12 protein-coding genes are annotated in these 23022 nt (G+C 42.5%); all 12 read left to right on the top strand.

Annotation, left to right across the window (positions count from 1 at the left end; translation table 11 throughout):
• The first annotated feature begins 69 nt into the window (after positions 1-69).
• The 12 genes from MHH52_RS26945 (at position 70) to MHH52_RS26890 (ending at position 22981) form a co-directional block, all read left to right on the top strand.
• Positions 70-2106, top strand: a complete 2037-nt coding sequence (locus MHH52_RS26945; protein ID WP_340005423.1) for a DUF5693 family protein — start codon at positions 70-72, stop codon at positions 2104-2106.
• Positions 2082-3218 (top strand): polysaccharide pyruvyl transferase CsaB, encoded by a 1137-nt coding sequence (gene csaB / locus MHH52_RS26940; RefSeq protein WP_340005421.1) that lies wholly within the window; start codon positions 2082-2084, stop codon positions 3216-3218. The genes MHH52_RS26945 and csaB overlap by 25 nt, the downstream gene beginning before the upstream one ends.
• Before the next feature lie 6 nt (positions 3219-3224).
• Positions 3225-3980: a WecB/TagA/CpsF family glycosyltransferase gene (locus MHH52_RS26935; RefSeq protein WP_340005419.1), complete on the top strand. Its 756-nt coding sequence runs from the start codon at positions 3225-3227 to the stop codon at positions 3978-3980.
• A gap of 116 nt (positions 3981-4096) precedes the next feature.
• Positions 4097-5224 carry an MraY family glycosyltransferase gene (locus tag MHH52_RS26930; protein ID WP_340005417.1) on the top strand — a complete coding sequence of 376 codons (1128 nt, stop codon included), beginning with the start codon at positions 4097-4099 and terminating at the stop codon, positions 5222-5224.
• Between the two features lie 159 nt (positions 5225-5383).
• On the top strand, positions 5384-9319 hold the full coding sequence (locus MHH52_RS26925; RefSeq protein ID WP_340005415.1) for an S-layer homology domain-containing protein: 3936 nt from the start codon (positions 5384-5386) through the stop codon (positions 9317-9319).
• 155 nt (positions 9320-9474) lie between these two features.
• Positions 9475-9816: a hypothetical protein gene (locus MHH52_RS26920; protein ID WP_042131350.1), complete on the top strand. Its 342-nt coding sequence runs from the start codon at positions 9475-9477 to the stop codon at positions 9814-9816.
• A gap of 574 nt (positions 9817-10390) precedes the next feature.
• Positions 10391-13165, top strand: coding sequence for an Ig-like domain-containing protein (locus MHH52_RS26915; RefSeq protein ID WP_340005414.1), 2775 nt, complete (start codon positions 10391-10393; stop codon positions 13163-13165).
• A gap of 87 nt (positions 13166-13252) precedes the next feature.
• Complete coding sequence (locus tag MHH52_RS26910) at positions 13253-13789, top strand: hypothetical protein (RefSeq protein ID WP_340005413.1); 537 nt, start codon at positions 13253-13255, stop codon at positions 13787-13789.
• A 154-nt stretch (positions 13790-13943) separates the two neighbouring features.
• Positions 13944-14210, top strand: coding sequence for an alpha/beta-type small acid-soluble spore protein (locus tag MHH52_RS26905; RefSeq protein ID WP_340005412.1), 267 nt, complete (start codon positions 13944-13946; stop codon positions 14208-14210).
• 267 nt (positions 14211-14477) lie between these two features.
• The gene (metK, locus tag MHH52_RS26900) at positions 14478-15680 is read left to right on the top strand and encodes a methionine adenosyltransferase (protein WP_313638577.1); all 1203 of its coding nucleotides are present in this window, start codon (positions 14478-14480) and stop codon (positions 15678-15680) included.
• Positions 15681-15881: 201 nt separating this feature from the next.
• A complete protein-coding gene (locus MHH52_RS26895; protein WP_340005410.1) occupies positions 15882-19922 on the top strand; it encodes an Ig-like domain-containing protein in 4041 nt (1346 codons plus the stop codon).
• 326 nt (positions 19923-20248) lie between these two features.
• On the top strand, positions 20249-22981 hold the full coding sequence (locus tag MHH52_RS26890; RefSeq protein ID WP_340005408.1) for a stalk domain-containing protein: 2733 nt from the start codon (positions 20249-20251) through the stop codon (positions 22979-22981).
• The last annotated feature ends 41 nt before the right edge of the window (positions 22982-23022 follow it).

The following is a 23022-nucleotide window of genomic DNA, read 5'->3' as shown; positions in this document are numbered from 1 at the left end:
TCTAAAAGGATGACGATCCGTTTCTACTTTTGTAAAAAGAGTTTTGAAGTGAAAGAGGAGGTACTTTTGGTGCAGCAAAAATGGCAACGTTGGAATATTTCTTCCCGAAAGTGGCTGTGGATCATAGTTGTGGTTGGCGTTTTAGCTGCCTTACCTGTTGTCTATGACCGTCTGCAGACGGAGAAGTCTTCCAAGACAGTGGAATTTGTATTTGATTATCGTGATCTGGTAGAAGTCGCCAGCTATCGTGCGAATCCGCAGGATTATATTTCAGAACAGCTCGATCGTCTAAAGGATGCTGGTGTACAGAGTATGGCGATCTATGAGAGCACACTTGAAGATTACCGTAAAGCACGTCGTCTAATGATGTGGGGTGCGGCTGATATAGCTAATCTTACGGATACAATCATTCCGGAGAATGAGAACTATACTTATGTTCTCTTTACTAATCCTGATTACTACGAGGCCCTAGCACCAGTTATTAAAGAGGCATTCAGTAATCTTGGGATTACTTCAAAGGAATGGAGTTTCCGCGGACAACAAGGTCTTATTATTGAGACTCCAATAGAAGACGCTACACTGAAGCCTCTTCAGCCAGATCCATTTACACTGGAGATGCTACATGATAAAGGATTCTCAATTGTACCGCGTCTTGTTGATTCTCTGACTTATAATGAAGCGACAGTTAAGAAGTTGTTAGATCGTTATGAGGAACTGGGTGTCAAACGGATCCTGTTTGAAGGAGAGTCCGTTAAAGGGTTTAATGATGATGCTGATACTGGCAGTATCACTGACTTTGCTAATCTCCTTAAGGAACGTGGAATCGGGATTGCAGCGATTGAGAATATTAAAAAACAGCAGAAGGGCTTCAACAAGCTTGCTTATTTGCTGAACTATAATGTGACACGGCTATATTCCCTTAGCGAAGGAGATTCAGCCTTAGATCCAAAAGTGATCTCGGATCGTTTTGCTCTGGCGACGAAGGATCGTAACATCCGTATGATTTATCTAAATACTATTCCTTCACGGAATACAGCTAAGGCTCAGGTTACAGATACGCTAGATAACCTTATTACCAGTCTAAGTGATCCTGGAGGCGCCGTTGAGCAGATCAAAGAAAATGGGTTTACTCTAGGACAAGCTACGGCATTTGAGGTTGTAGATTCGCCGTATCAGCGTTACTTCAAGCTGGTTGCGGTAGTTGGAGCAGTCTCTTTAGTGGCTCTGCTGATTTCTTACTTTATTCCATGGCTTACGATTCCTGCATGGGTGCTAGGATTATTGGGTAGTGCAGGACTGTTAGTCTTGAAACCTGAGATGTTTGAGCAAGCACTCGCGCTAGCGGCCGCGATAAGTGCACCGACCCTTGCCGTTGTGCTTGCCATTCGTAAGGTCAATGAAATGGGGCCTCCTTTACGGAGTAATGCCCTTACCTATAAGGCTATGAGCCCGCAACGTCGGTTTACGCATAGTCTGGTGCTTTATCTGAAGACTTCATTAATTTCTTTGAGCGCTGTACCATTCGTGATCGCACTGCTCAACAACATTACTTATAGTCTAGTGCTGAACCAGTTCCGTGGTGTTAGTCTGCTTCATATGGCGCCTATCGGCCTTGTGGCACTTTATGTACTTTTGTACCGTGGGGAGTTTGTCTTTAACAAGACAGGCAAACTGTTGCGGACACCTATCACACTAGCATGGGTTATTGCCGCTGCGGTTCTTGGGGTCGTGGGTATGTATTATTTGAGCCGAACTGGAAATGGCGGCAATGTTAGTTCACTTGAAATGGCCTTCCGAACATTCCTCGAGAATGCAGTCGGCGTTCGGCCACGTAATAAAGAGTTCTTGCTGGCCCATCCACTATTAATTCTTGGCGCATTCCTGGCCTTTAGGTACCGGAGTGCAGCGTTTATCATGATTATTGCCGTTATTGGTCAGCTCTCCATGGTGGATACCTTTGCACATATTCATTCACCTGTTCTGATCTCGCTGGTTCGGGGATTGCTCGGACTTGGACTCGGACTGATCATTGGTGTAATTGCCGTAATCGTATGGCAGATTGCAGAAGGGTGTTGGAAACGATGGTCGCCACTCCTAAAAAAATAGTTATCTCCGGTTACTATGGTTTCCGTAACAGTGGAGATGAGGCGGTGTTGCAGTCCATTCTAATTGCACTGCAGAAACAGTCTCAAGCTTTAGGCATATCGATTGAGCCTATAGTATTGTCCATCGACCCTGAATGGACCAGTGCAACATACGGAGTGAAATCCGTGCATCGGATGAAGCTTGGTGAAGTTCGCCAAGCTATTTATGAGAGTTCTGGTCTGATCAGTGGCGGGGGTAGCTTGCTGCAAGATGTAACGGGGAGCAAGAGTATCCCGTACTATCTGGGCATAATCAAGCTTGCGCAGTGGATGGGCAGACCGACCTTTATTTATGCTCAAGGAATCGGACCGGTGAACCGGAAGCTTTTCCACCCTTTAATCAAATCCGTGTTTCGTAAATGTACCTATATATCTGTGCGGGATGAACAATCTCGTGAACTTCTGCAATCCATGGGGCTGGAAAAGAAAAACGTAGAGGTTGTTCCTGACCCTGTAATGGGCTTGTCACTACCAGAGGACGCGGATGATGCTGCACAATCTTCAGAATCAGCAGATTCGCTTCCGGTGATCGGGATATCCGTACGTTATTGGGAGCAAGATCGCAAGGAGCTGGATGTTCTTGCTCAAGGCTTGATCAAGGCCAATCGTGAGGTTCCGTTGCATTTGCGATTCCTCCCTTTTCACGCCCCTTCGGATAATGAGGATTCACGTTATGTGATGGAGAAGCTGAAGGGGAGTATAACCGAGTATGGTGGGCAGGTCAGTATTTGTGAGGATGCTATTCACCCGCAGCATATGCTGCGGGAAGTGGGACAATGCGATGTACTGATCGGAATGCGTCTTCATAGTTTGATTTACGCCGCTGGAAGACGTGTGCCACTAATAGGTATTTCTTATGATCCGAAGATTGATCATTTTCTGGACAGAATTCAGTGCCATCCTGTTGGAGCAACAAACACACTTGATGCTGAACAAGTTGCTGCCGAGATTGTCCATCTTTTGGGGACAGCTGAGGATTGGAGAACAGAACGTGAGATTGTAATTTCTACGTTGATTCAAGAGGCAGGGGCACCAGCTCGGCAAATTGTAGAATATTTTCACCATAAAGGATGATATAAAGTGAAAGCAGAAAGCGCGGTACCTACAGTTCCTATTTTTGGGATTAGAGTTTCCAAAGTCGATATGGCTGCAACTGTTGCCTATTTGACAGAGGCTGTTCATACCCGTATCCCGCATCAAGTGATTACAGCTAATCCGATTATGGTCATGGCTGCACTGGAAGATCCAGCTTATATGGATATTATGAAATCAGCTGAGTTGGTTGTTCCCGATGGGACGGGCGTTGTATGGGCTGCTAATTATTGTAATGAGCCGGTATCAGAACGGGTAGCAGGTTATGACCTCTTACATGAATTGATGCGACAGGGTGAAAGATATAGTTGGAAGGTATATCTCCTTGGTTCTACGCCTGAAGTGATTCGGGAAACCGCTGAAAGGTTACAACTGCAATATCCGGGTGTTATCATTGCAGGATATCACGACGGTTATTTTGGACCGGAAGCGGATGAAAAAATTATTGCTGGAATTGTTAAGGCGAGCCCTGACCTATTATTTGTTGCCAGAGGGGCAGATAGTCAGGAACCCTGGATTGCTAAATACAAATCCAAGCTGGGTGTTCCGATCATGATGGGGGTCGGCGGCAGCTTTGACGTGATTTCTGGAAAGAGCAAAAGAGCTCCAAAAGCTTTCCAAAAAATGAGGGTTGAATGGTTGTACCGTCTTTTAAAAGAACCCACACGTTACAAACGAATGCTTGCGCTGCCGAAATTCGCATTAAAAGTGGTGCGTGAGAAAGATAAAGTAACAAAAGTATAGCTAAATGCCGGTATTCACCTGGAAAATCAGATAAATAGCCTAAATAAAGGATTGGAATTTGTTTTTGTAACAGCGTATAATTCAATGCGGTAGAGAAATGGGGGTCGACTGATCAAATGTTAATCATATACATCGCTGGATTCATCGTATGCATGGGACTCGCTCTTGGCCTCACACCTTTGGTGAAGAAATTCGCCATCAAGATTGGTGCAACAGATGTGCCGAATGCTCGTAAAGTGCACACGAAAATTATGCCCCGCCTTGGCGGATTAGCTATTTTTCTAGCGTTTGTGTTAGGCCTGTTTGCCGTATTGCCGATTATTCCATACGAGTTCACTCCGCGGGAGGTCAACTTCATCAAAGCGCTGCTGTGTGGTGGCGGACTGATTGTACTTATCGGGGCACTCGATGACCGATTCGAATTATCAGCAAAGGTGAAGCTACTGGGCCAAATTATCGCAGCATGTATCGTTGTTTTCGGTTTTGGTATTACTGTAGATTTTGTGAATATTCCATTTAATAATACGTATTCCTCACTGGAAAGTTGGATTGCTATCCCGCTTACGATTTTCTGGATTGTCGGTGTTACCAATGCCGTTAATCTGATCGATGGGTTGGACGGGCTTGCGGCTGGTGTATCAGGTATTGCAATTGCTACGATTGCGGCAATGGCTTTCGTGATGGGAAACACCATGGTTGCAATGCTATGTCTGTTGCTTCTGGGTAGCATCATCGGATTCCTGTTCTTTAACTTCCATCCCGCTAAGATTTTCATGGGAGATACGGGCTCGCTATTCTTAGGATTTTGCTTGGCATTACTTGCCTTGCTAGGATTTAAACAGATTGCTGTGATTTCGTTTATTACACCTTTGCTCATTATCGGTGTACCTTTGTCGGACACGTTCTTTGCGATCGTTCGGCGTAAGCTGCAGAAGAAACCAATATTCGCACCAGACAAAGGCCACTTGCATCACTGTCTACGCGAGCTTGGTTTTAGCCACCGCCAGACTGTACTCATTATTTATGGTATTGCTGCGTTTTTCGGTATTCTTGCTGTCATTCAATCATCAGCAGCTCTTTATGAAGCGAACTGGGTTACATTCGTAGTCATTTGCATTATGTTGTTCTTCTTGCAAATCGGTGCTGAAGTTACAGGCTTGATCGGCAAGACTAAACGCCCAGTGATTGATTTCTTTTTAAGAATGCGTATGAAGGCTGATCCGGAAAGAGGCTCTAAGTCTTAAGCGACTAAGCAATTATTCTAAAATTTTCTATAACTAACAAAACTCATCCGATTTCGGATGAGTTTTTTGTTGTTTTCCCTAAAAATATCGCTTCCTATGACCGATAAAGAACAAAGTGAAGGTTTACGAGAACTTATACTCAAAGGAGAGATATAACACATGCAACGCTTTAAGAGACCGTTCGTTTGGCTGATGCTAGCGGCTTTGATTGTTTCTATGTTCCCGGGTAAATACACGCCGATAGCGGCAGCGGCTACCACGAGCTCCACGACTTTCTTCAGTCCGGATGATCTCACATTACGTAATACAGTACTATTGAAACAGGATGCTGTACCAGCTACTCCTCCTGCTCAAGATCCTGCAGGGCTGATTAATCGTTCTAGTGTATATAAAGTAAGTAGTCCTACCTTTTCAATTACAGGAACTTACTCGCAAGTAACTTCTTCTACAATGAAGGTTACTGTTGAGCAACTTACTCAGGATAGTTCAACAAAAAAATGGGTAACGGATTCCACCCGCTTGACAACTGGTACAGTTACGACAGATAACAATAGTCCAGATAATCGTTTTGTAGCATCTGGCCTTGTTTTGTATACAGGTTTTAATAAAGTTACATTTTCTGGTATGCAAGGTAATCTCCAACGTTCAGAATCATTTTATGTTCTTTACGATAAAGTTCCTTATGTAACAGAGTTAAAAGTATTGGGTGGACCTTCTGCGCTGAATTTAAATGAAGGAACACAGGTAGTTGTACCGGTATCTACAATTACTCTTCAAGGTAAAGTGACGAATGCAACTAAAGTCAGTGTCTCCGTGAATGGGGGAACTGCATTACAGACCTCTTTATTGGAAGATGGAACATTCTTTACACCTGCTTTGAACTTAAATCCCGGTTTAAGCACATTGAAGATTGTAATCCAAAATGCATCCGATTCTATAACCATAGACAGATCGGTTTATTTCTTTGATAAGGATCAACCGTTTGCCTCTTTGAACATCAATCATAATTCAGTCGATTATAATATTCTAAATGATAAAGTACCTACATTAACTGCTGATCTTAATCCTAGTGTTGCAGGTTTTACAGGACAAATATTGGTGCCTTACAACGTAGCTCCATTCAAAACAAGTGCTGTACTAACTCTTAATAAAGGTACTACTAGTACTGAGAAAGTTGTTACGATAGATGAAGTGAAAGAGGAGTTAACTATTCCTGGTCCTGATGGCGTTACTCCGACGTACAAATTAGTTAAATTTACGACTAATGCTAATCTAAACATTCTCCCAGGTGTAAATGACTTTAAGCTTTCCGTTGATTATGGTACCCACAGTAGCTCTCATATCTATTCTTATAAATTCTTAAAAGATGAGACTGTCATAACAGAAATGTACTATCTCCCTGGATATACGGGCTCAGGAGATCTTACAAAAATCTCTAAACTGCCCTTAAATGGTCAGCAATTGGAGAGTGATAGCTTCTACATTATGGCAAAAACAAATAAAACAGCAACACCAGATGATTTAACGGCCAACTATTTACCTCTGAGTAATAAACCGTTAGCTATATCTCATGTTCCTGGTGCGACTACAGGTACAAACGAATATGTTTATAAAATAACGGGCTTCTCGAACGGTCAACAGAAAGTGCAGTTCCGCTATAAAGGATCAGAATCCTTCTATAATGCTGATATTTCATATGTATCGAAAAATTATATTTATGTAAGTAATCTACAGGATGGACAGACCTATGAATTCGATTCTAGTATTGATAGAACTCTAAATGTTTCTGGTGAATATATCGGATTTGAGAATATCGAGAATGCACAAGTGCAAATTAATGGTACTGATAGTAAATCATTGCCGGACGGTAATGACTTTGACCTCAAAGTAATTAAGAACTCAACAACAACCAAAACAGATTTTAATTTTACTTTGCCAATTAGTCAAAAAGGACCCTTGGTATACGGTGAGAATAAAATCGTATTTACTGGAGTCTCAAGAGATAATGCTGGGAATCAGCGTATTATTAAGAAAGAACTGAAACTCTACATCATTGATACCAATATATCAGGGTTGAAGCAATTCCATCCTACTTTGGGAGATAATCGTCTACCTTTTACAACAACAACTCTTACTAATGAAGTCGAGCGTAATGCAATTCTTGCATTGCCATCTGAAATTGTTTATAAGGACGAAAAATATACAACCAGCAAAGATAAATTTGATTTGGTACTACAAGGAAGCGGAGCATCGACGTTAAATCTATATCAAGGTTCAACTCTGGTATTTACTTCAACAGGACAAGATAAGCTCCTGACAGGCGGCAATGATGAGGGACCTATTGGACCAAAACGTTATCCAGATGATGTGTCTGCAAATGGTCTGTACTATGAGTACATCGGAAGCGCTAAGAATTTTATCTTACGGTTACGTGATATTAAATTTGATGCTCCAGGCAGTCAAGTTTATACCCTTGAGCTTATTAACAAGACAGGGGCAAGAACTACACAGCGCCTTGAGGTAGTACGAGAAGTAGCCCCATATCGTCTTCTCTCACCTGTACCAACGGTTGGTAAACAAATCGTCGTTAACAAAAACTTTGTTCGTTTTGATATTGAGGCCGAGGGCGCAACTAAAGTAATAATTGGTAAAGAGGAAGCCAAAAAACGTACTGACTTTCCAAATCAAGATCGTTTTACCTATGATTATGTAGGTTTGAAGGCAGATAAATCCAATCAAATTAAGATACAGGTTGTTCGCGCTAACTCTACAATAAGCGATACTATTGATGTGTATTATGCAAGTGCAATACAAATCGACACGCAGTATATGGCAGAGAAGGTAGCTACGAAGTACAGTGTTTTCAATAAAGCTCTGGAATTGAATTTTCCTAAGGGTACAATTATGAAGGGATATTCAAGCTCTGGTGCTGCGAAATATTATCCTAATACAAAGCTTTTGTTTGGTATTGCGGATCCAGCGGATGGCGTCGTAGAACGTAAGAATGATTACGGGAATATTATTAACGTCACTGGTAGCGATGACAGAACAGAAGGTGGCGGAGGCCAACTTGTGATCCCGCAGGATCTCGCGTTGCGGTTCACGTCATCTGTCTCCACGAATAACTTTTCAAGAGTATCCGACATTTACTGGCTCAGTGGTGGCCTAGGAGAAGACGGTGCTAATATTCAAACCAACGGAGTTACTCCACATTTTGTGGATGCTAGCGGTAAGACAGGGTATTTTACACAGTATAGTCAAACTCGAAAAATTGTACCTTCCAAACGTGGTGAATTGACGCTTACCTTTAACTCCAGCATTGTGGATGAAGTTGGGTCTACAATTACAGTATTCCGCTATACCGATTCAGGGAAATGGGAAAATGTAGGTGGTGTAGTAGATACGAAGAAACACACTATCAGTGTTCCGTTTGATGAGTTTGGTTATTACACTGTTATGAAGCTACGTCGTGGCTTTGTTGATATTACGAATCACCCATGGGGCAGAAATGTTTTGAATGGGTTGTACTCTAAAGGGTTCATGACTAACCTTCGCGCAGATGCATTTGGCGCAGATGATATAACGACTCGTGGCGAGTTTGCTACATTGTTGGTAAAATCATTAAGTATTCCTTTGAACTATGATGCCAGTAAGCAAACATTCTTTGATATTGTGCCAGAAGCGGTTTCGGCTACCTGGGATTTCAAACATATTGAGACTGCTGCTAGGGCGGGTATTGTTACAGGACTCAGTGATGGCTTCTTTGGTCCTGACCAAGCCTTAACACGTGAACAAGCGGCGGTAATGATTGCTAGGGCACTGAAGCTGAAGATGTCTTTGAATGATAACAAACTGCTAGCAAGCTTAAGTAAATCATTCGTTGATACAAGTAATATGGATTTCTATTCTCGTCCTGCAATTGAGGCCGTATCCAAAGCTAAGATTATGGAAGGAAGCGCTGTGACGGTTACGGGACAGAAGAAACCTGTATATAACTTTAATCCAAAGGGTAAATTGACTAGAGCAGAGGCTGGAAAGATTACAGTTGCACTCTTGCAAAAGAGTACAAGCATCTTCCCTAAGAACTTTAACTAAGGCAAAAAGATTGTTCACCGGTCTGCGAAAAAATACTCGCAGACCGGTGTTTTAATGTAATGAGAGCAATTACCAAGGACATAAATTTTGTAATCTGCTCTGATTTACGATACAATAACGTATAAACATTATTTTCTGAAAGGTGAAAGCCATCCATGAAACCGATTTTAGCAAAAGCACAGTTGGATTACATGAAAGCCAAGAATATGTTTGAGAATAGAGCAAAAGTGTTGGAAAAGGAAATTGCGGCTAAGCGGGCATTACAGGAGATTACACAGGAGGTCATGGAGGAGCTTGTGCAGGCTACAGGATTCCATGATTCATACAACGAACTTGTTGTTGCTGAGAACGCTCTGATCGAATGGTCTCATACTACAATTAAGCATGAGAAGAGCTACCGCGAGAACCGTGCGGCTATTGATGCAATGTATGACAATGTAAACTCCAGTCCTGAGAAGCGTCAGGAATTGATCCAGTTATCAATGAAGATTCGTTAGACCTTCTGTAATAGAAGCAAGCGCCGGTAACGGCGCTTTTTTGTTGTTGTAATAATGTTTGATTATCATGAAGTAGTGTTAATGATGCTTAGTAAATATTGCATAATGACGATTAGAAAGCGACTATGGTATACTGTTTTCCGTAGCGACCCATGATTAACAATAGTTAGTAGAATATACATATGTATCTTCTATTGGGATTGTACCGGAAAAAAATAAAAGAATAAATTATTTTTTGAAAAACCGCAACTTTTCCAAATCTTCTGCGTTTAAGGTGTAGAGTCATTTACACAGGCAGTTGAAATTAACCGGTGGTAAAGCAAATTTAACAAAATGGAAAAATTAGCTTTACGTGACTTGAGGCACATTGTATAATACTTAGGTATAATTAGGAATCTAGTATTGTCATGTCCTGATCATTGTTTACCAGTTTCTGTGATACCCGTCACAGACATTATTTATACTTAATTTGCTCAACTCTGGAAAGGGGGTGCATCGGCTAATGAGTGACACGAGCTACTCAACTAAAGAAAAATCTCAGTTTATGAACGTCCAAGGAGGAGAAAAAAAGGTTATGAAGAAAATTTTATCCGTAGCATTATCTACAGCAATGGCATTCTCGATGTTTGCCTCTGTAGCGTTTGGTGACGCAGCAACAACTCCGCAACAAAAATTTGATGCTTTGGCAGCGAAAGGTATTCTCAATGGGTACCCAGATGGTAAAGCTCACCTTGAAAAAGATCTTACTCGCGCTGAATTCGCGAAGATCGTTACTAAATTGTTCGATCTTACTGAAGTAACTAACAAATTGTCTTACAAAGACAAAGGTTACAACGCTAAGAACTGGGCAGTTCCTTACATCGAAGCTGTTACTGCAGCTAACTTGATGCAAGGTAAAGATACTGTTAAAGGTATCTTTGACTACAATGGTAAAGTAACAGTTGAAGAAGTAGCGGCTGTATTGTTCCGCGCTTTGAAACTTGAAACACCAGCTACAACTGACAACACTGCATCTGCATGGGCTAAAGGTTATGCTCAAGCGGTAATCAATGCTGGTCTGATTGCTAAAGACACTAACTTCAAAGCTAACGCTAGCCGTTCTTTGGTAGTTGAAACAGCTTATGCAGTTGATCAATTGACTGTAGCTCCTACTGTAGCTTCTGCAGACGCAGTAAGCCCAACTAAAGTAGTTGTTACTTTCTCTGATAAAACTACTACAACTGTTGAATTGACTACTGCTCTTGTAGCAGGCGTTGAAACTACAATTAACTTCAAACACAACAACCACGATTACACTACAAAAGTAACATTGGCAGCTCCTAAGGTTGTTTCTGTAGAAGCTCCAAATGCTAAGCAAGTGGTTGTTAAATTCAACCGTTCAATCGATACTGGTACTTTGGCTGAATCCAGCAAAGTTATCGATGGTGTTGTAAAAGTAACTAAGGTTGGCAACAAAGATGATGAAGCTGCTAATGCAAATGTTTCTTTCAACGCAGATAACACTGAAGCTGTAATCACTTTGCCAGGCGTTAAAGCTCTTAAAGGTAACTACACAGTTGTTGTAAGTGATGCTGTGACTACTACTGCTGGTGAAAAGATTCCTGCTTTCACTTCGTTGTTGACTGTAGCTGATACTGTTGCACCGACTGTTGCATCTGTTAGTTCTACAGCTAAAGCAACGACTAAAGATGTTTATGTTAAATTCAGCGAGCCGGTTAAAACAACTGGTATTATTGCTACCGTAAATGGTAAGAGTGCTTCTGTATCTGTTCAAAATGACACTTACACTGAGTTCAAATTGACTGCAGATACTTTGGAAAGTGGTAAGACTTATGACGTATCGCTTACAAACGTTACTGACTATGCTGGTAATGTAGCTAACCCTAACCCAATCAAAACTACAGTTACTGTAGTGTCTGATGTAGCTGCTCCAGTAATCAAGAGCGTAACAGCTATCAGCGACAAATTTGTCGAAGTTGAATTCGATAAAAACGTTGAGCGTGCTTCCCTAGTAGGTAATGTTCGTTTGCTTAACGCTGTAGGTGAAAGCCAAGGTACTTTCCGTGTAGTTACTTCTGACAATGGTAAGAAGTTCACTTTGGAAACTCCTTTGAGCAGCTTCCCTAGCTCTGGTACATTTACTGGATCAGTTCTTTTCGGAGCAACAGTTAAGGATACTCTGGGTAACATCCTAGGTACTGAAACTAAAAAAGATATCACCTTTACTAAGGATACAGTAGCTCCTACAGTAACTACTGCTACTTACACAACTACTGCAACTAATAAAGGTCTTGTTCTTAAATTCTCCGAAGATGTCGTTTATCTTGGTAAAGGTGATGTATACCTGATCAACGATAAAAATGGTAATTCCACTAAATTGACACACAGCGCTAGTAGCGTAGTGGGAAGCGGCAAAACATTTACATTGACTGGCGTGAATGTTCCTGCTGGATCGTACTCTGTACGTTTGCCACAAGGACTATTCAAAGATAAGTCCTTCTCGGGTAATGAGTCCACTGCAACTGTATTGACTGTTTCTATCGGTAGTGCTTCGAATGATACTACTGTACCAGCATTGTACAGCTTCAATGCTGATAATAGTGGCATCGTGTTCAAAGATAGCCAACTGACTGTAGGAACATCAACTTATAGCGATATCACAATCGAAGTCAATCTGTATGATGCAGGTGGCTTGAATAGTGCTTCTATGCAAGATATCAATAGTTACACATTAGGTAACAAAGGTCTACCTGCAGGATCTTTCGTAACAATCGATACGTTAAATGCTGCTGGTGTAAGAATCGAAAGTGCAACTAATCCAACTTATGCTCGTGCATATGTACACATTCCAAGCTCCAGTGTTGAGAAGACTGATAACTATGAATTCGTAGTTAATGGTGTTACTGATGTAGCGGGCAACCCAATCGATGGTTCCGCTTCTAAGAAAACAGGTAAGTTGACTAGCAGAATTGCTCCAGTCTTCACTTCTGCTGTAGTATCCAGCGGTAGTTCTACTGAACTGATCCTCGGATTCACTAAGGATCTGAACGATAAGACTACTGATGTTGATATGAAGAGAGATCTGAAATTCTTCATCAACTCCGATACAACTGCTGTTGATCAAAATGATATCTATTCAATCACTAAGATTGAGTATGGTTCTGACAAAGGCAAATGGTCTGTTAAGTTTAAGAAACATGCCATCGACAACAAAGTAACTACAGGTGAAGTACTTGATCTTAACAGTAATGATGTTAACAGAATCGTAATTAAAGTCGTAAAAGACGCTAAACTTACTGATACTGACAACAACGTTATCAAAGGTGAAACAGAAATCTCCGCTAAGTAATCTCCGATTACCGAAGCACAGAATAGCCTCTTCGGAGGCTATTCTTTTTTTATAGGCTTTTATCCCCACTCAGGAGGAGGAACTTCATTGAAATCGGTATGGAAAGTAACAACAGCTGCTGTATTGCTGGCTGGTGGCGTATGGGCTGGATCACTCCTAAATGTTACTGCTGAAGGTGCAGGTGTGGGTTCACAACCTGGAACAGCAGATGACCCAGTAGTTACCAAAAGCTACGTTGATCAGCAAATTCAGAAAGCACTCTCAGGTGGTGCAGTTACAACTCCAGTAGCTACAGCAACTCCGAGTCCAAGCTCAGCTCCAACAGCAACAACAAGTCCAACTACTAGCAGTAATGAATCCGTAATTGTCGATGTAAAACCAGGTCAAACCTTAATTGCTTCCGCAGGTGCTGAGTTTATTGTTCGCGCGGGTAAAGCAGTTATCTTCTCACAAGATGCAAATGGCGTTGCTGATTTAACTGACGGTAAAGATCTTCTTAATGGTGTAGCTGCACCGACTAACCATTTATTATCCTTCCCTCGTAATGGCCGTGGTATAACGGTTCAAGAGGGACAAACCCTTGGCCTTGTTGTCATGGTTCGCGGTGGATATACCCTAAAATAAGGTGTAATGATTTATATTCATAATGCCCTTAGAAGTGAATAATCATACCTACAAACTGAATTTCCAAAGTTACAAATCATTGGCGCGATTGAAGAGTGGATGTTGAACGCACAATATTCCTGTAATCTTACAAATTCACAGGAGGTGCTGTAACATGGCACGTAACAATCGTACAGTGGTACCGGAAAGTCGGGCAATGCTGAAGCAAATGCAATATGAAATTGCAGCTGAATTTGGTTTATATGGAGCTCATTATGGAGGCGGAGCAGACACGGAGTTTGCTTCTGAATTGGGAGCAATCGGAGGTAGTAGTTCTGGCCGTAGCCAGTATCTTGGACATCTTAGTTCAAGAGATAATGGCTCTGTTGGCGGAGAAATCACGAAGAGACTCATTAAGCAAGCCGAACAGTCTCTTCTTTAATAATATCGGGTGAAGGAACTCTTATTACTCCTATCTGATATTGCTTTTTAATACCGTGGAATCAATATTTATACTGTGATGGAGGGGTTTCGGAGCAATTGACACCACCTCCCAAATAAGATAATATGACTTTTGAGGAAAGCCTTAGACCTTTTCCATATGGGAAAGGTTCATTTTTTGCATTTATAGTTTTTTATTAATTTGGCCTGTGATTATTAAGGAACTCCTTATACATCGTCAGACTAACCATAAGGGAGGTTGTTATACTTGTCTATTAAAGGACGTCATTTGTTTACTTCCGAGTCCGTGACTGAAGGGCATCCGGATAAAATCTGTGACCAGATTTCCGATGCGGTATTGGATGCGTTTTTAGCTAATGATCCAAATGCACGTGTAGCCTGCGAAGTAGCAGTAGCAACTGGTCTTGTTTTGGTGATCGGGGAAATCAGTACCAAATCTGAGTATGTAGATATTCCTGCCATCGTACGCAATACCATTAAAGAAATTGGCTACACACGTGCAAAATATGGTTTTGATTATAATACCTGTGCAGTTTTGAGCTCGCTTAATGAGCAGTCGGCTGATATTGCTCAAGGTGTAAACTCTGCTCTGGAGCACCGTGATCCAGCTCAAATGGCTGAAGAAACGGCAAATATTGGTGCGGGTGATCAAGGGTTAATGTTCGGTTTTGCTACGAATGAGACACCTGAACTGATGCCGCTTCCGATCGCTTTATCACACCGTATTGCTCGTCGCTTATCTGAAGTTCGTAAGAACGGAACTTTGGAATATCTGCGTCCAGACGGGAAGACACAAGTTACGATTGAGTATCAGGATGAGAAGCCTGTACGCGTAGACGCTATTGTAGTATCTACACAGCATGCAGAGGAAATTTCTCTTGAACAAATTCAGGCTGATATTAAAGAGCATGTTATTTTGCCTGTTGTTCCTGCGGAGCTGCTTGATGCTGAAACCAAATACTTTATTAACCCAACAGGACGTTTTGTTATTGGTGGTCCTCAAGGGGATGCCGGTCTGACTGGACGTAAGATTATCGTTGATACGTACGGCGGATATGCTCGTCATGGCGGCGGCGCATTCTCTGGTAAGGATCCAACGAAAGTGGACCGTTCTGCGGCTTATGCTGCTCGTTATGTAGCGAAGAATCTTGTAGCTGCAGGTCTAGCTGATAAATGTGAGATCCAGCTTGCTTATGCCATCGGTGTGGCTACTCCTGTCTCGATTAATGTAGATACATACGGAACAGGTAAAATCAGTGAGGAAAAGATGGTTCAACTGATTAGCAACAACTTTGATCTTCGCCCTGCGGGTATCATCTCCATGCTTGATTTGCGTAAACCGATCTATAGACAGACTGCGGCATACGGCCATTTCGGACGTACTGATGTAGATCTTCCTTGGGAACGCGTAGACAAAGCAGAATTGCTAAGAGGTCAAGCAGAACTTTAATTTAATTATAGCTCTTATTATAGGTTAGCCCGCTAGTTGGCACTTGGTGTCAGCTCTGCGGGCTATTTTTCGTGTAATGGGCAGTAATGCTAGTGATTCTAAACCTAGAGAAGTAGACTACTAAACTTTGTAAGCCCTTTAACCGAAATATAAGAATATACATAAAGACGTTAGTATGGTTTGAGAGGAGTCTATTACGGCATGAAAAGAAAAATTTCAATATGGACGGCACTTATTCTAGCAGGAGAGCTGGTACTTGGATCGGGTTATCCTGCGATCGGAATAGGGAATTCAGCAGTGTACGCTGCATCAGAGTTTGGTATAACGGTCTCGCCAGCACCCGGAGCAACCTATGTAAATATAGGATCATCTCTTAAACTAAGCTTCGATCGTCAAGTAAACCCACAGGCTGGAGAAATTACCATCACAGGTCAGGGTGATAGTACACCTTTTGTGACGATTCCTATTGGTAGTTATGGTTTAATTGGTAGTTCAAAAGAATACGAGCTTAAGTTAGGGGCAAACCAACAATTCACTCCGAATAAAGCATACACGGTGACAATTCCAAAAGGATTATTCAAAGATAATGAGGGTAATGAATCAGGACTTACTTCATGGGCATTTACCACCGCTCCTGAGAGTAATACGGCTATCACGGCAGGCAACTTTACACCGGCTAGTAATGCAAGAGTGGATGCCGGGAGTTTAAAGGAACTTAGTCTGACACTAAATAAGCAGCTGTTAAAAGGTGGAGGCTCTATCCGAATCCTATCCTCAGCAGATAATACAACAGTGCAAGAGTTCAAAATCAAAGATGATGATACTAGAGTTAACGTTCTAACTGATGCTAACTCTACTACAGTTAAATTAACGTTAGAGAAAGCGTTGGCAGCTGGAGGAAATTATTATGTTCTTATCGATTCCTACGCTTTTAAGGATGTTGATAATCGAACGTTTTCTGGTATTTCTAGCGGGAATGTATGGAGTTTCTCTACGAAAGGTGTAGCTGAAATTCCGATGACCCCATCACCGGCTAACGGTGCAGGTGGTATATCTACCACAGGAGCGCTACAGCTCACTTTTGACCGTCCTATGATGCCTGCATCAGGTGTAATTACGGTGTCCCCAGGGGCGGCTAACGATGCTAGAACAAGATGGCTTAATGTGAACTCCCCAGCCGTTACTGGAGGAAGTAGCAGAACCATAACATTGAATCCAGCCTCAACAGCCTCACCGCTGCTAAACGGTACGCAATATACGGTTACGATCCCCCAAGGTGCTTTTTATGATCAAGACGGAAATATATTTCCTGCCTCGGGCCCGTACACTTGGACATTTACAACAGTATCTTTGACTGGACTAAGCATAAGTGCTTTGAATCCATCTGATCGAAGTGAATCTATAGCTAACAACAGATCCTTTTCGATCGCGTTTAATCGGGATGTGAATTACAACAGTGCATTGGCAAATGGTGTGGCTCTTTATAAAAGTGGAGGATCTCAGGTACCGGTTACCGTTACTCGGAGTACCACTACAGCTAAAGAGTATATAATCACACCTTCCGTAGCGTTAGATAGTGATTCAACTTATTACATTGACATCGCCAAAGGGTCTTTTGTAGATGCAAGTGATGCCAACGTTCTATATGACGGACTCAGTGGTAAAAATTCATGGAGCTTCAAGACCTTGTCTCTGGACAAAACAGCTCCACAGCTCACATCTGCACAGCTTGAGAATAACCGAACGATTCGTCTGAAATATAATGAGTCTCTCAATTCATCCATAGCGCTGTTGACCTCAAGCTTTGGAGTTACGGTGAATGACGAGAATCGAGCGATTGAAAGTGTCTATATTCAGGGAGACAGCGCCTATGTGGTGCTGAGTACAGGAGTTGCTGTTGGGCAGATTGTAAAGGTCAGCTATAATGGCGGACTGCGGACGATTCAGGATCCAAGCGGAAATGCGGCTAGCACTTTTAGCTCTAAACAGATCACGAATTCCATCGAGTCCTCCATGCCGACACCTAAAGACGGGAGAATCACGGGAAGATCCGTAGTATTAAATTTTAACGACACACTAAAGCCGGTTTCCTATTACGCTCATAACCAGTTCTCAGTGACTTCAGATGGAAGCTCACTTGGGGTCAACTCGATAAGTTCCAGTGGCAATACAGTATATTTAACATTGAGTAGTGAAGCTTCGAATGGGCAGAACGTTCGGGTGTCCTACTATGCAGGTTCTTATCCTTTGCAAAATTCTTATGGACAAAATATTGCGGACTTTACTGATTTTAATATCCGTAACAGTAACGATACGATTGCGCCAGTGTTTCAAAGTGCAACCGGAGGCGGCACTAAAATCATTCTGAATTATAATGAAGGCTTGTCTACAACAAATCTCCCGCTGAATAGCCAATTCTCTGTGTTAGTGGGCAGCACACCTAATTATGTGACTAATGTATCGGTCAGCGGCACTCAGGTTACTTTAACTCTTCAAACTGCGCTGAAAGTTAATCAGAATGTGAGCTTATCTTATGTGCCAGGTTCTGTCGGGTTAAGCGATCTGAATGGAAACCGTGCGGCATATATTAATCTGCAGCCTGTATCGATCTCGGAAAACAGCGGTACTACCATACCGGAGATTAATTCGGCGACCGTTTCAGGTGACGAGCTAACAGTTACCTTTGCCAAGAATATGCAGGCATCCGGTTCCCTCTACGCCAATCAGTTCGGAGTTAGAGTAGATGGCAGTAGCTTGGGAGTGCAATCCTACTATCTCTCAGGCAATATTCTAAAAATAACGTTATCCTCGGTTGTAAAGACCGGGCAAACTGTCGACCTGTCCTATATGTCTGGTACCGGTACTATTAAGGATTTGAGTGGTAATATACTGTCCTCATTCTCTGCACTATCCGTTCAGAATCTAACCGGCGTGACCACCGGATCTGGAAGTCGTCCATCTTATCTAGGAACACTTGCAACGAGTGAGTTTGGAAAAGAGTATGCACTACTAAAGAGCGATTCCTCACAAATTGTGGATGACCGTTCTTTATATAATCAATCTGTAAAAAGATATACTTTAAACGCAGACCGAATAGCTGCCAGTTATGAATATCTGTATAAGATGAACAATGATATATTAACCTTTGAGGTTCCTTCCACTGAGCAAGCAGCTTTTGTGACCGTTCCGCTAAAACCATTGCTTGACGCGGTAAATCGTAATAAAAATACTAAGTTTATGATTCGTCATGGAGATAATCTATTTAGCGTAGGGCTCGATGATATTGATATGAACGGGCTTGCGAGCAGCCTGATCTCAGACAGTAAAAATATTTCACTCGTGCTTCGCTTAGATAAAGTTCCAGCAGGTACATTTACACCTTTCGAGCAAAAGCTACAAACGATGGGTATGCGAACCATTACTAGTCTTATGGATGTCCGGGTGACGGCGATCGTTAGCGGTAATTATTCGAATGCTAAAGCATTGACTGTACCAGGAGAATATACCGTACGTACTACCTCTTCGTTAAATAGTGCGCAGACCTCTGCAGCTAGGTTAGACCTTTCCTATTACGATGCGGCTTATCTACCTACAAAAATCAGTACGGTAGGCAACTATACGATTATCCGTGCTCGTACCGCAGGCAATCAGGTGTTAGGGACCTTCTTGTCCACCCGAGCCTTTACGGATATGAGTAAGCATTGGAGCAATGCGATTGTAGCTGAGCTTAGCGCTAAGAATATTATCGATAATAGCTATGGTAGTGCGTTTAATCCGGAGAAAAAAATTACCCGTGCTGAGTTTGCTGTAATGCTTAGTCGCGGTCTGGGTTTGCTAGGAGATCGTGAGACAGCACAACGTTTCCGGGATGTGCAGCCTTCCACACAAACTGGAGACTACATTGGCGCAGCGGCAAAGGCTGGTATTATTACAGGGAATACGGATGGTACCTTCCGTCCAAATGACAATATAACACGTGAGCAGATGGCGATTATGATGATTCGTGCGATGGAATATACCAATCATCCTATTACGTTAAGCGGTAACTCTGCTTCCACACTAGCACGATTTAAGGATAAATCGAAAATTCAGAATCAAAGCGCTGAGTTCGTAGCGAAGGCAGTGCAATCAGGGATTATTTTGGGCATGACAGTAAGTGAATTTCAACCTCAAGGAAATGCCACCCGTGCTCAAGCTGCCGTGATGCTGCAGCGGATGCTGAAACAGGCAGAATACTTGTAAACAACTCTAGTAAACAATGAAGAAATTGGTAAAGTCCGGCAAATATGCCGGGCTTTTTTTGTCGAAATATAAGAATTTAAATGCTTACGCTATAAATTATCCTTCTATTTTTCGCAGAAACGATCATCGTCCCTGAGAGGACGCCGAAGGCGTTTCTTCTTATTTAATTATGACAGTTTTGACTCTATAAAGCTTGAAATCTCTCAATTTCGCAACTTTTTGGCATATTTTCAGTCTATTAAAAGAGTACTAGAAAAATAGGAACCAGTTTCCAGACTTTGATAATGACTTGAAGAGTACAAAAGAGATGGGAGAGTTACGTTGAAATGAATGAAGTTTTCATGGAGAAGAAGAGTAGCGAAGTTGTACGGGGAATAAAATTATCTTCCACTAAAAAGTGGATTGCTGCTTCATTGGCTGGTGTGTTATGGATTATGCCGGTAATCGGCAGTGAAGGTATGTTGCTGTTTGGTCAGGAGTCTGCACCAATCGCAGCTGCAGCCACAGCTCCTTTTAAAGTAAGTAAGCTGGGAGAAGAAGTGATTACTTCGGGAGCTATTATGATGAAATATAAATATACTACTACACGTTCTGGTGCGAGTGCTTCTGGGCTTGCGGATGTTATCCGAGTAGACCTCAACAATCCATATGTTTCTTTGGATGTCATGACTGGTAAAGGTGGAAACCTGACTACGCGGCAAAGTACTGGTGGAATGGCTAAGGAAACAGGGGCCGTGGCCGCAGTAAATGGCGATTATTTTAATACAGGTGGTGAGGGCGCTCCGATCGGTGGACAAGTGTCAGGTGGAGTAATGGTGTCTACCCCTTCACAATTGGATGGAATGTATGCCTTTGCAGTGACTAAAGATCGTAAACCTATTATTGATGAGTACAGCTTTGAGGGAATGGTAACCGCGCCAGATGGCGCACAGTTTGAGATCTCCGGTATCAATAAAGGTGCTTATAGTCCTGAAGGCGGAAGCTCGACTTATAGTCATGCTAATGCTATGTACATCTACACAGATGTATGGACTGCACTCGACCGTCCTAAAAATAGCTCTACCACTCCAACAGAGGTACTTGTTGAGAATGGTGTAGTTACTCAAATATCAGAAAATGCTGCACTCCCAATGGCGGTTCCGAAGGGAGCTTATATTTTGCGAGCACATGGCTTAGCCGCACGGTATGTTACTGCCCATTTGACGGTAGGACAACCTGTAACAAGTGTGTATTCCCTGAAATCCAAGACTACACAGCAATCGCTGGATCCTGCGAATCTGCAAACAATGATTGGCGGACATACGATTCTAGTAAATAACGGAAAAGCAGCAACGTTCTCACGTTCAACTAGCAGCATTGGGGGCTATCGTGCACGCACGGCTTTAGGATACTCTCAGGACGGACGTTATGTATATATCATAGCTGCTGAGAAAAATGGCAATAGTTCAGGGATGTCTCTAACCGAATTGCAATCATTTATGACGAATATTGGAGTCTGGAAAGGTCTTAATCTCGATGGAGGTGGCTCTACGACGATGGTAGACCGGCCCCTCGGTGAAACCTCAACTACACTCACATTTAATACGGAGTATGGCACAGAGCAACGTAGCATCGTTAACGCGCTTGGTGTTTACACTAACGCACCTCAAGGTGAAGTGAAAGGAATCAAGATTAGCGGAAGTTCCGTACTGCTAGTTGGACAGAAAGCAACATATTCTTTAAAAGGTTATGACACTTACTATAACCCTATTGATGTAGCAGCAGGTAATCCTACTTGGGTATCAAGCGGCGGAAGCGCAACTGTAAGTGCAGGTGAAGTAACGGCAGTGAAGCCAGGTACCGTTACCTTAACGGCTAAAAGCGGTGCTGCAAGCGCCTCTACAACCGTTACAGTTCTGGGTGGAGAAGATCTATCCAGTATGAGTGTAGGTACAGCTACAGCGCCACTGACAGCCGGAACGACTGTGTCTGTCCCTGTTACGGCAGCTACGAAGAGTGGAGCAACTATTAATGTTCCAGATTCAGCCCTGAAGTGGGAGTTTGTAGGCTTTAAGGGAGCCGTGAAAGATGGCAAGCTTACTGTAAACGCTGTAGATGCAGGGGTTACTACAGGTTATGCTATTGCTCGTTATGATGGATTTAGTGCAGTGGTTGTATTATCGACAGCAGCGGCTACAACATGGGAAGATTTCGAGAAGGTAAGCTATCCAATCGACTTTACTACCAATGTTCCAGCGGTACAAGGTACTGCAACAATAGTTGATGGAACGGCCGAAAGAGTAGGCTCCAAGGTGCTGTCACTCAGTTATGATATGACGGCTGGCAGCGGCAAAATGTATGCTTATGCTCAGCTTAATGGTACAAGCGGAAAAACAGTTCCAGCGCTTGCAACTTCGATGTCGGTTGATGTGATGGGCGATATGAGCTTGAATTGGCTGCGTGCTGAATTTGTAGACAACAGTGGGGCTACAGCATATGTAGATCTTGCAAAGATTATCGATTGGAACGGCTGGAAGAACATTAACATTGACTTGTCAGGATCAGGAATTAAATTCCCGGCTACGCTGAAGAGACTCTATGTAGTCAACGTAGAGGAAGGTCAAGACGAACGGGCGAAGACGGGGACAGTTGCCGTTGATAATATCACCTTTACAATGCCTTCACTTTCCAGTGATGCAGGATTACCGAAAGGTACGGCTTCCATGAGCATTGGCTCGAAAGCAATGACCGTAAATGGAACAAAGAAAGCTATTGATGTAGCTCCAATTGTAAAAGACGGCAGTACTTATGTGCCAATTCGGTATGTACTCGATGCTTTTGGAGGTAGTGCTACTTGGGATCAGGTGAATAAGAAGATCATGGTTTTACGCGGAGCCAAAGCACTGGATCTTACCGTAAACAAAAAGGAATATCTGCTGAACGGTAAACGTCAGAGTGCTGAAGTAGCACCTATCATTTTGCAAGGTAGGACTTTAGTACCGTTGAGACTAGTTTCTGAACAGCTAGGATTTACTGTAAAATGGGAACAGAAAACGAAGACCGTAACTATTGAATCGTGATATGTTAATATAAAGGAAAACCTTTAAAATGATTCGATAGA

The organism is Paenibacillus sp. FSL K6-0276 (assembly GCF_037977235.1).
GTDB lineage: Bacteria > Bacillota > Bacilli > Paenibacillales > Paenibacillaceae > Paenibacillus_AQ.
Note: the sequence above shows the minus strand (reverse complement) of the source record. Positions and strands in the feature narration are given on the sequence as shown.

Excerpts from the sequence above, each read along its gene's own strand:
- MHH52_RS26890 (WP_340005408.1), top strand. The coding sequence starts at position 20,249 with ATGAATGAAGTTTTCATGGAGAAGAAGAGTAGCGAAGTTGTACGGGGA.
- MHH52_RS26925 (WP_340005415.1), top strand. The coding sequence starts at position 5,384 with ATGCAACGCTTTAAGAGACCGTTCGTTTGGCTGATGCTAGCGGCTTTG.
- MHH52_RS26930 (WP_340005417.1), top strand. The coding sequence starts at position 4,097 with ATGTTAATCATATACATCGCTGGATTCATCGTATGCATGGGACTCGCT.
- csaB (WP_340005421.1), top strand. The coding sequence starts at position 2,082 with ATGGTCGCCACTCCTAAAAAAATAGTTATCTCCGGTTACTATGGTTTC.
- MHH52_RS26895 (WP_340005410.1), top strand. The coding sequence starts at position 15,882 with ATGAAAAGAAAAATTTCAATATGGACGGCACTTATTCTAGCAGGAGAG.
- MHH52_RS26920 (WP_042131350.1), top strand. The coding sequence starts at position 9,475 with ATGAAACCGATTTTAGCAAAAGCACAGTTGGATTACATGAAAGCCAAG.
- MHH52_RS26915 (WP_340005414.1), top strand. The coding sequence starts at position 10,391 with ATGAAGAAAATTTTATCCGTAGCATTATCTACAGCAATGGCATTCTCG.
- MHH52_RS26905 (WP_340005412.1), top strand. The coding sequence starts at position 13,944 with ATGGCACGTAACAATCGTACAGTGGTACCGGAAAGTCGGGCAATGCTG.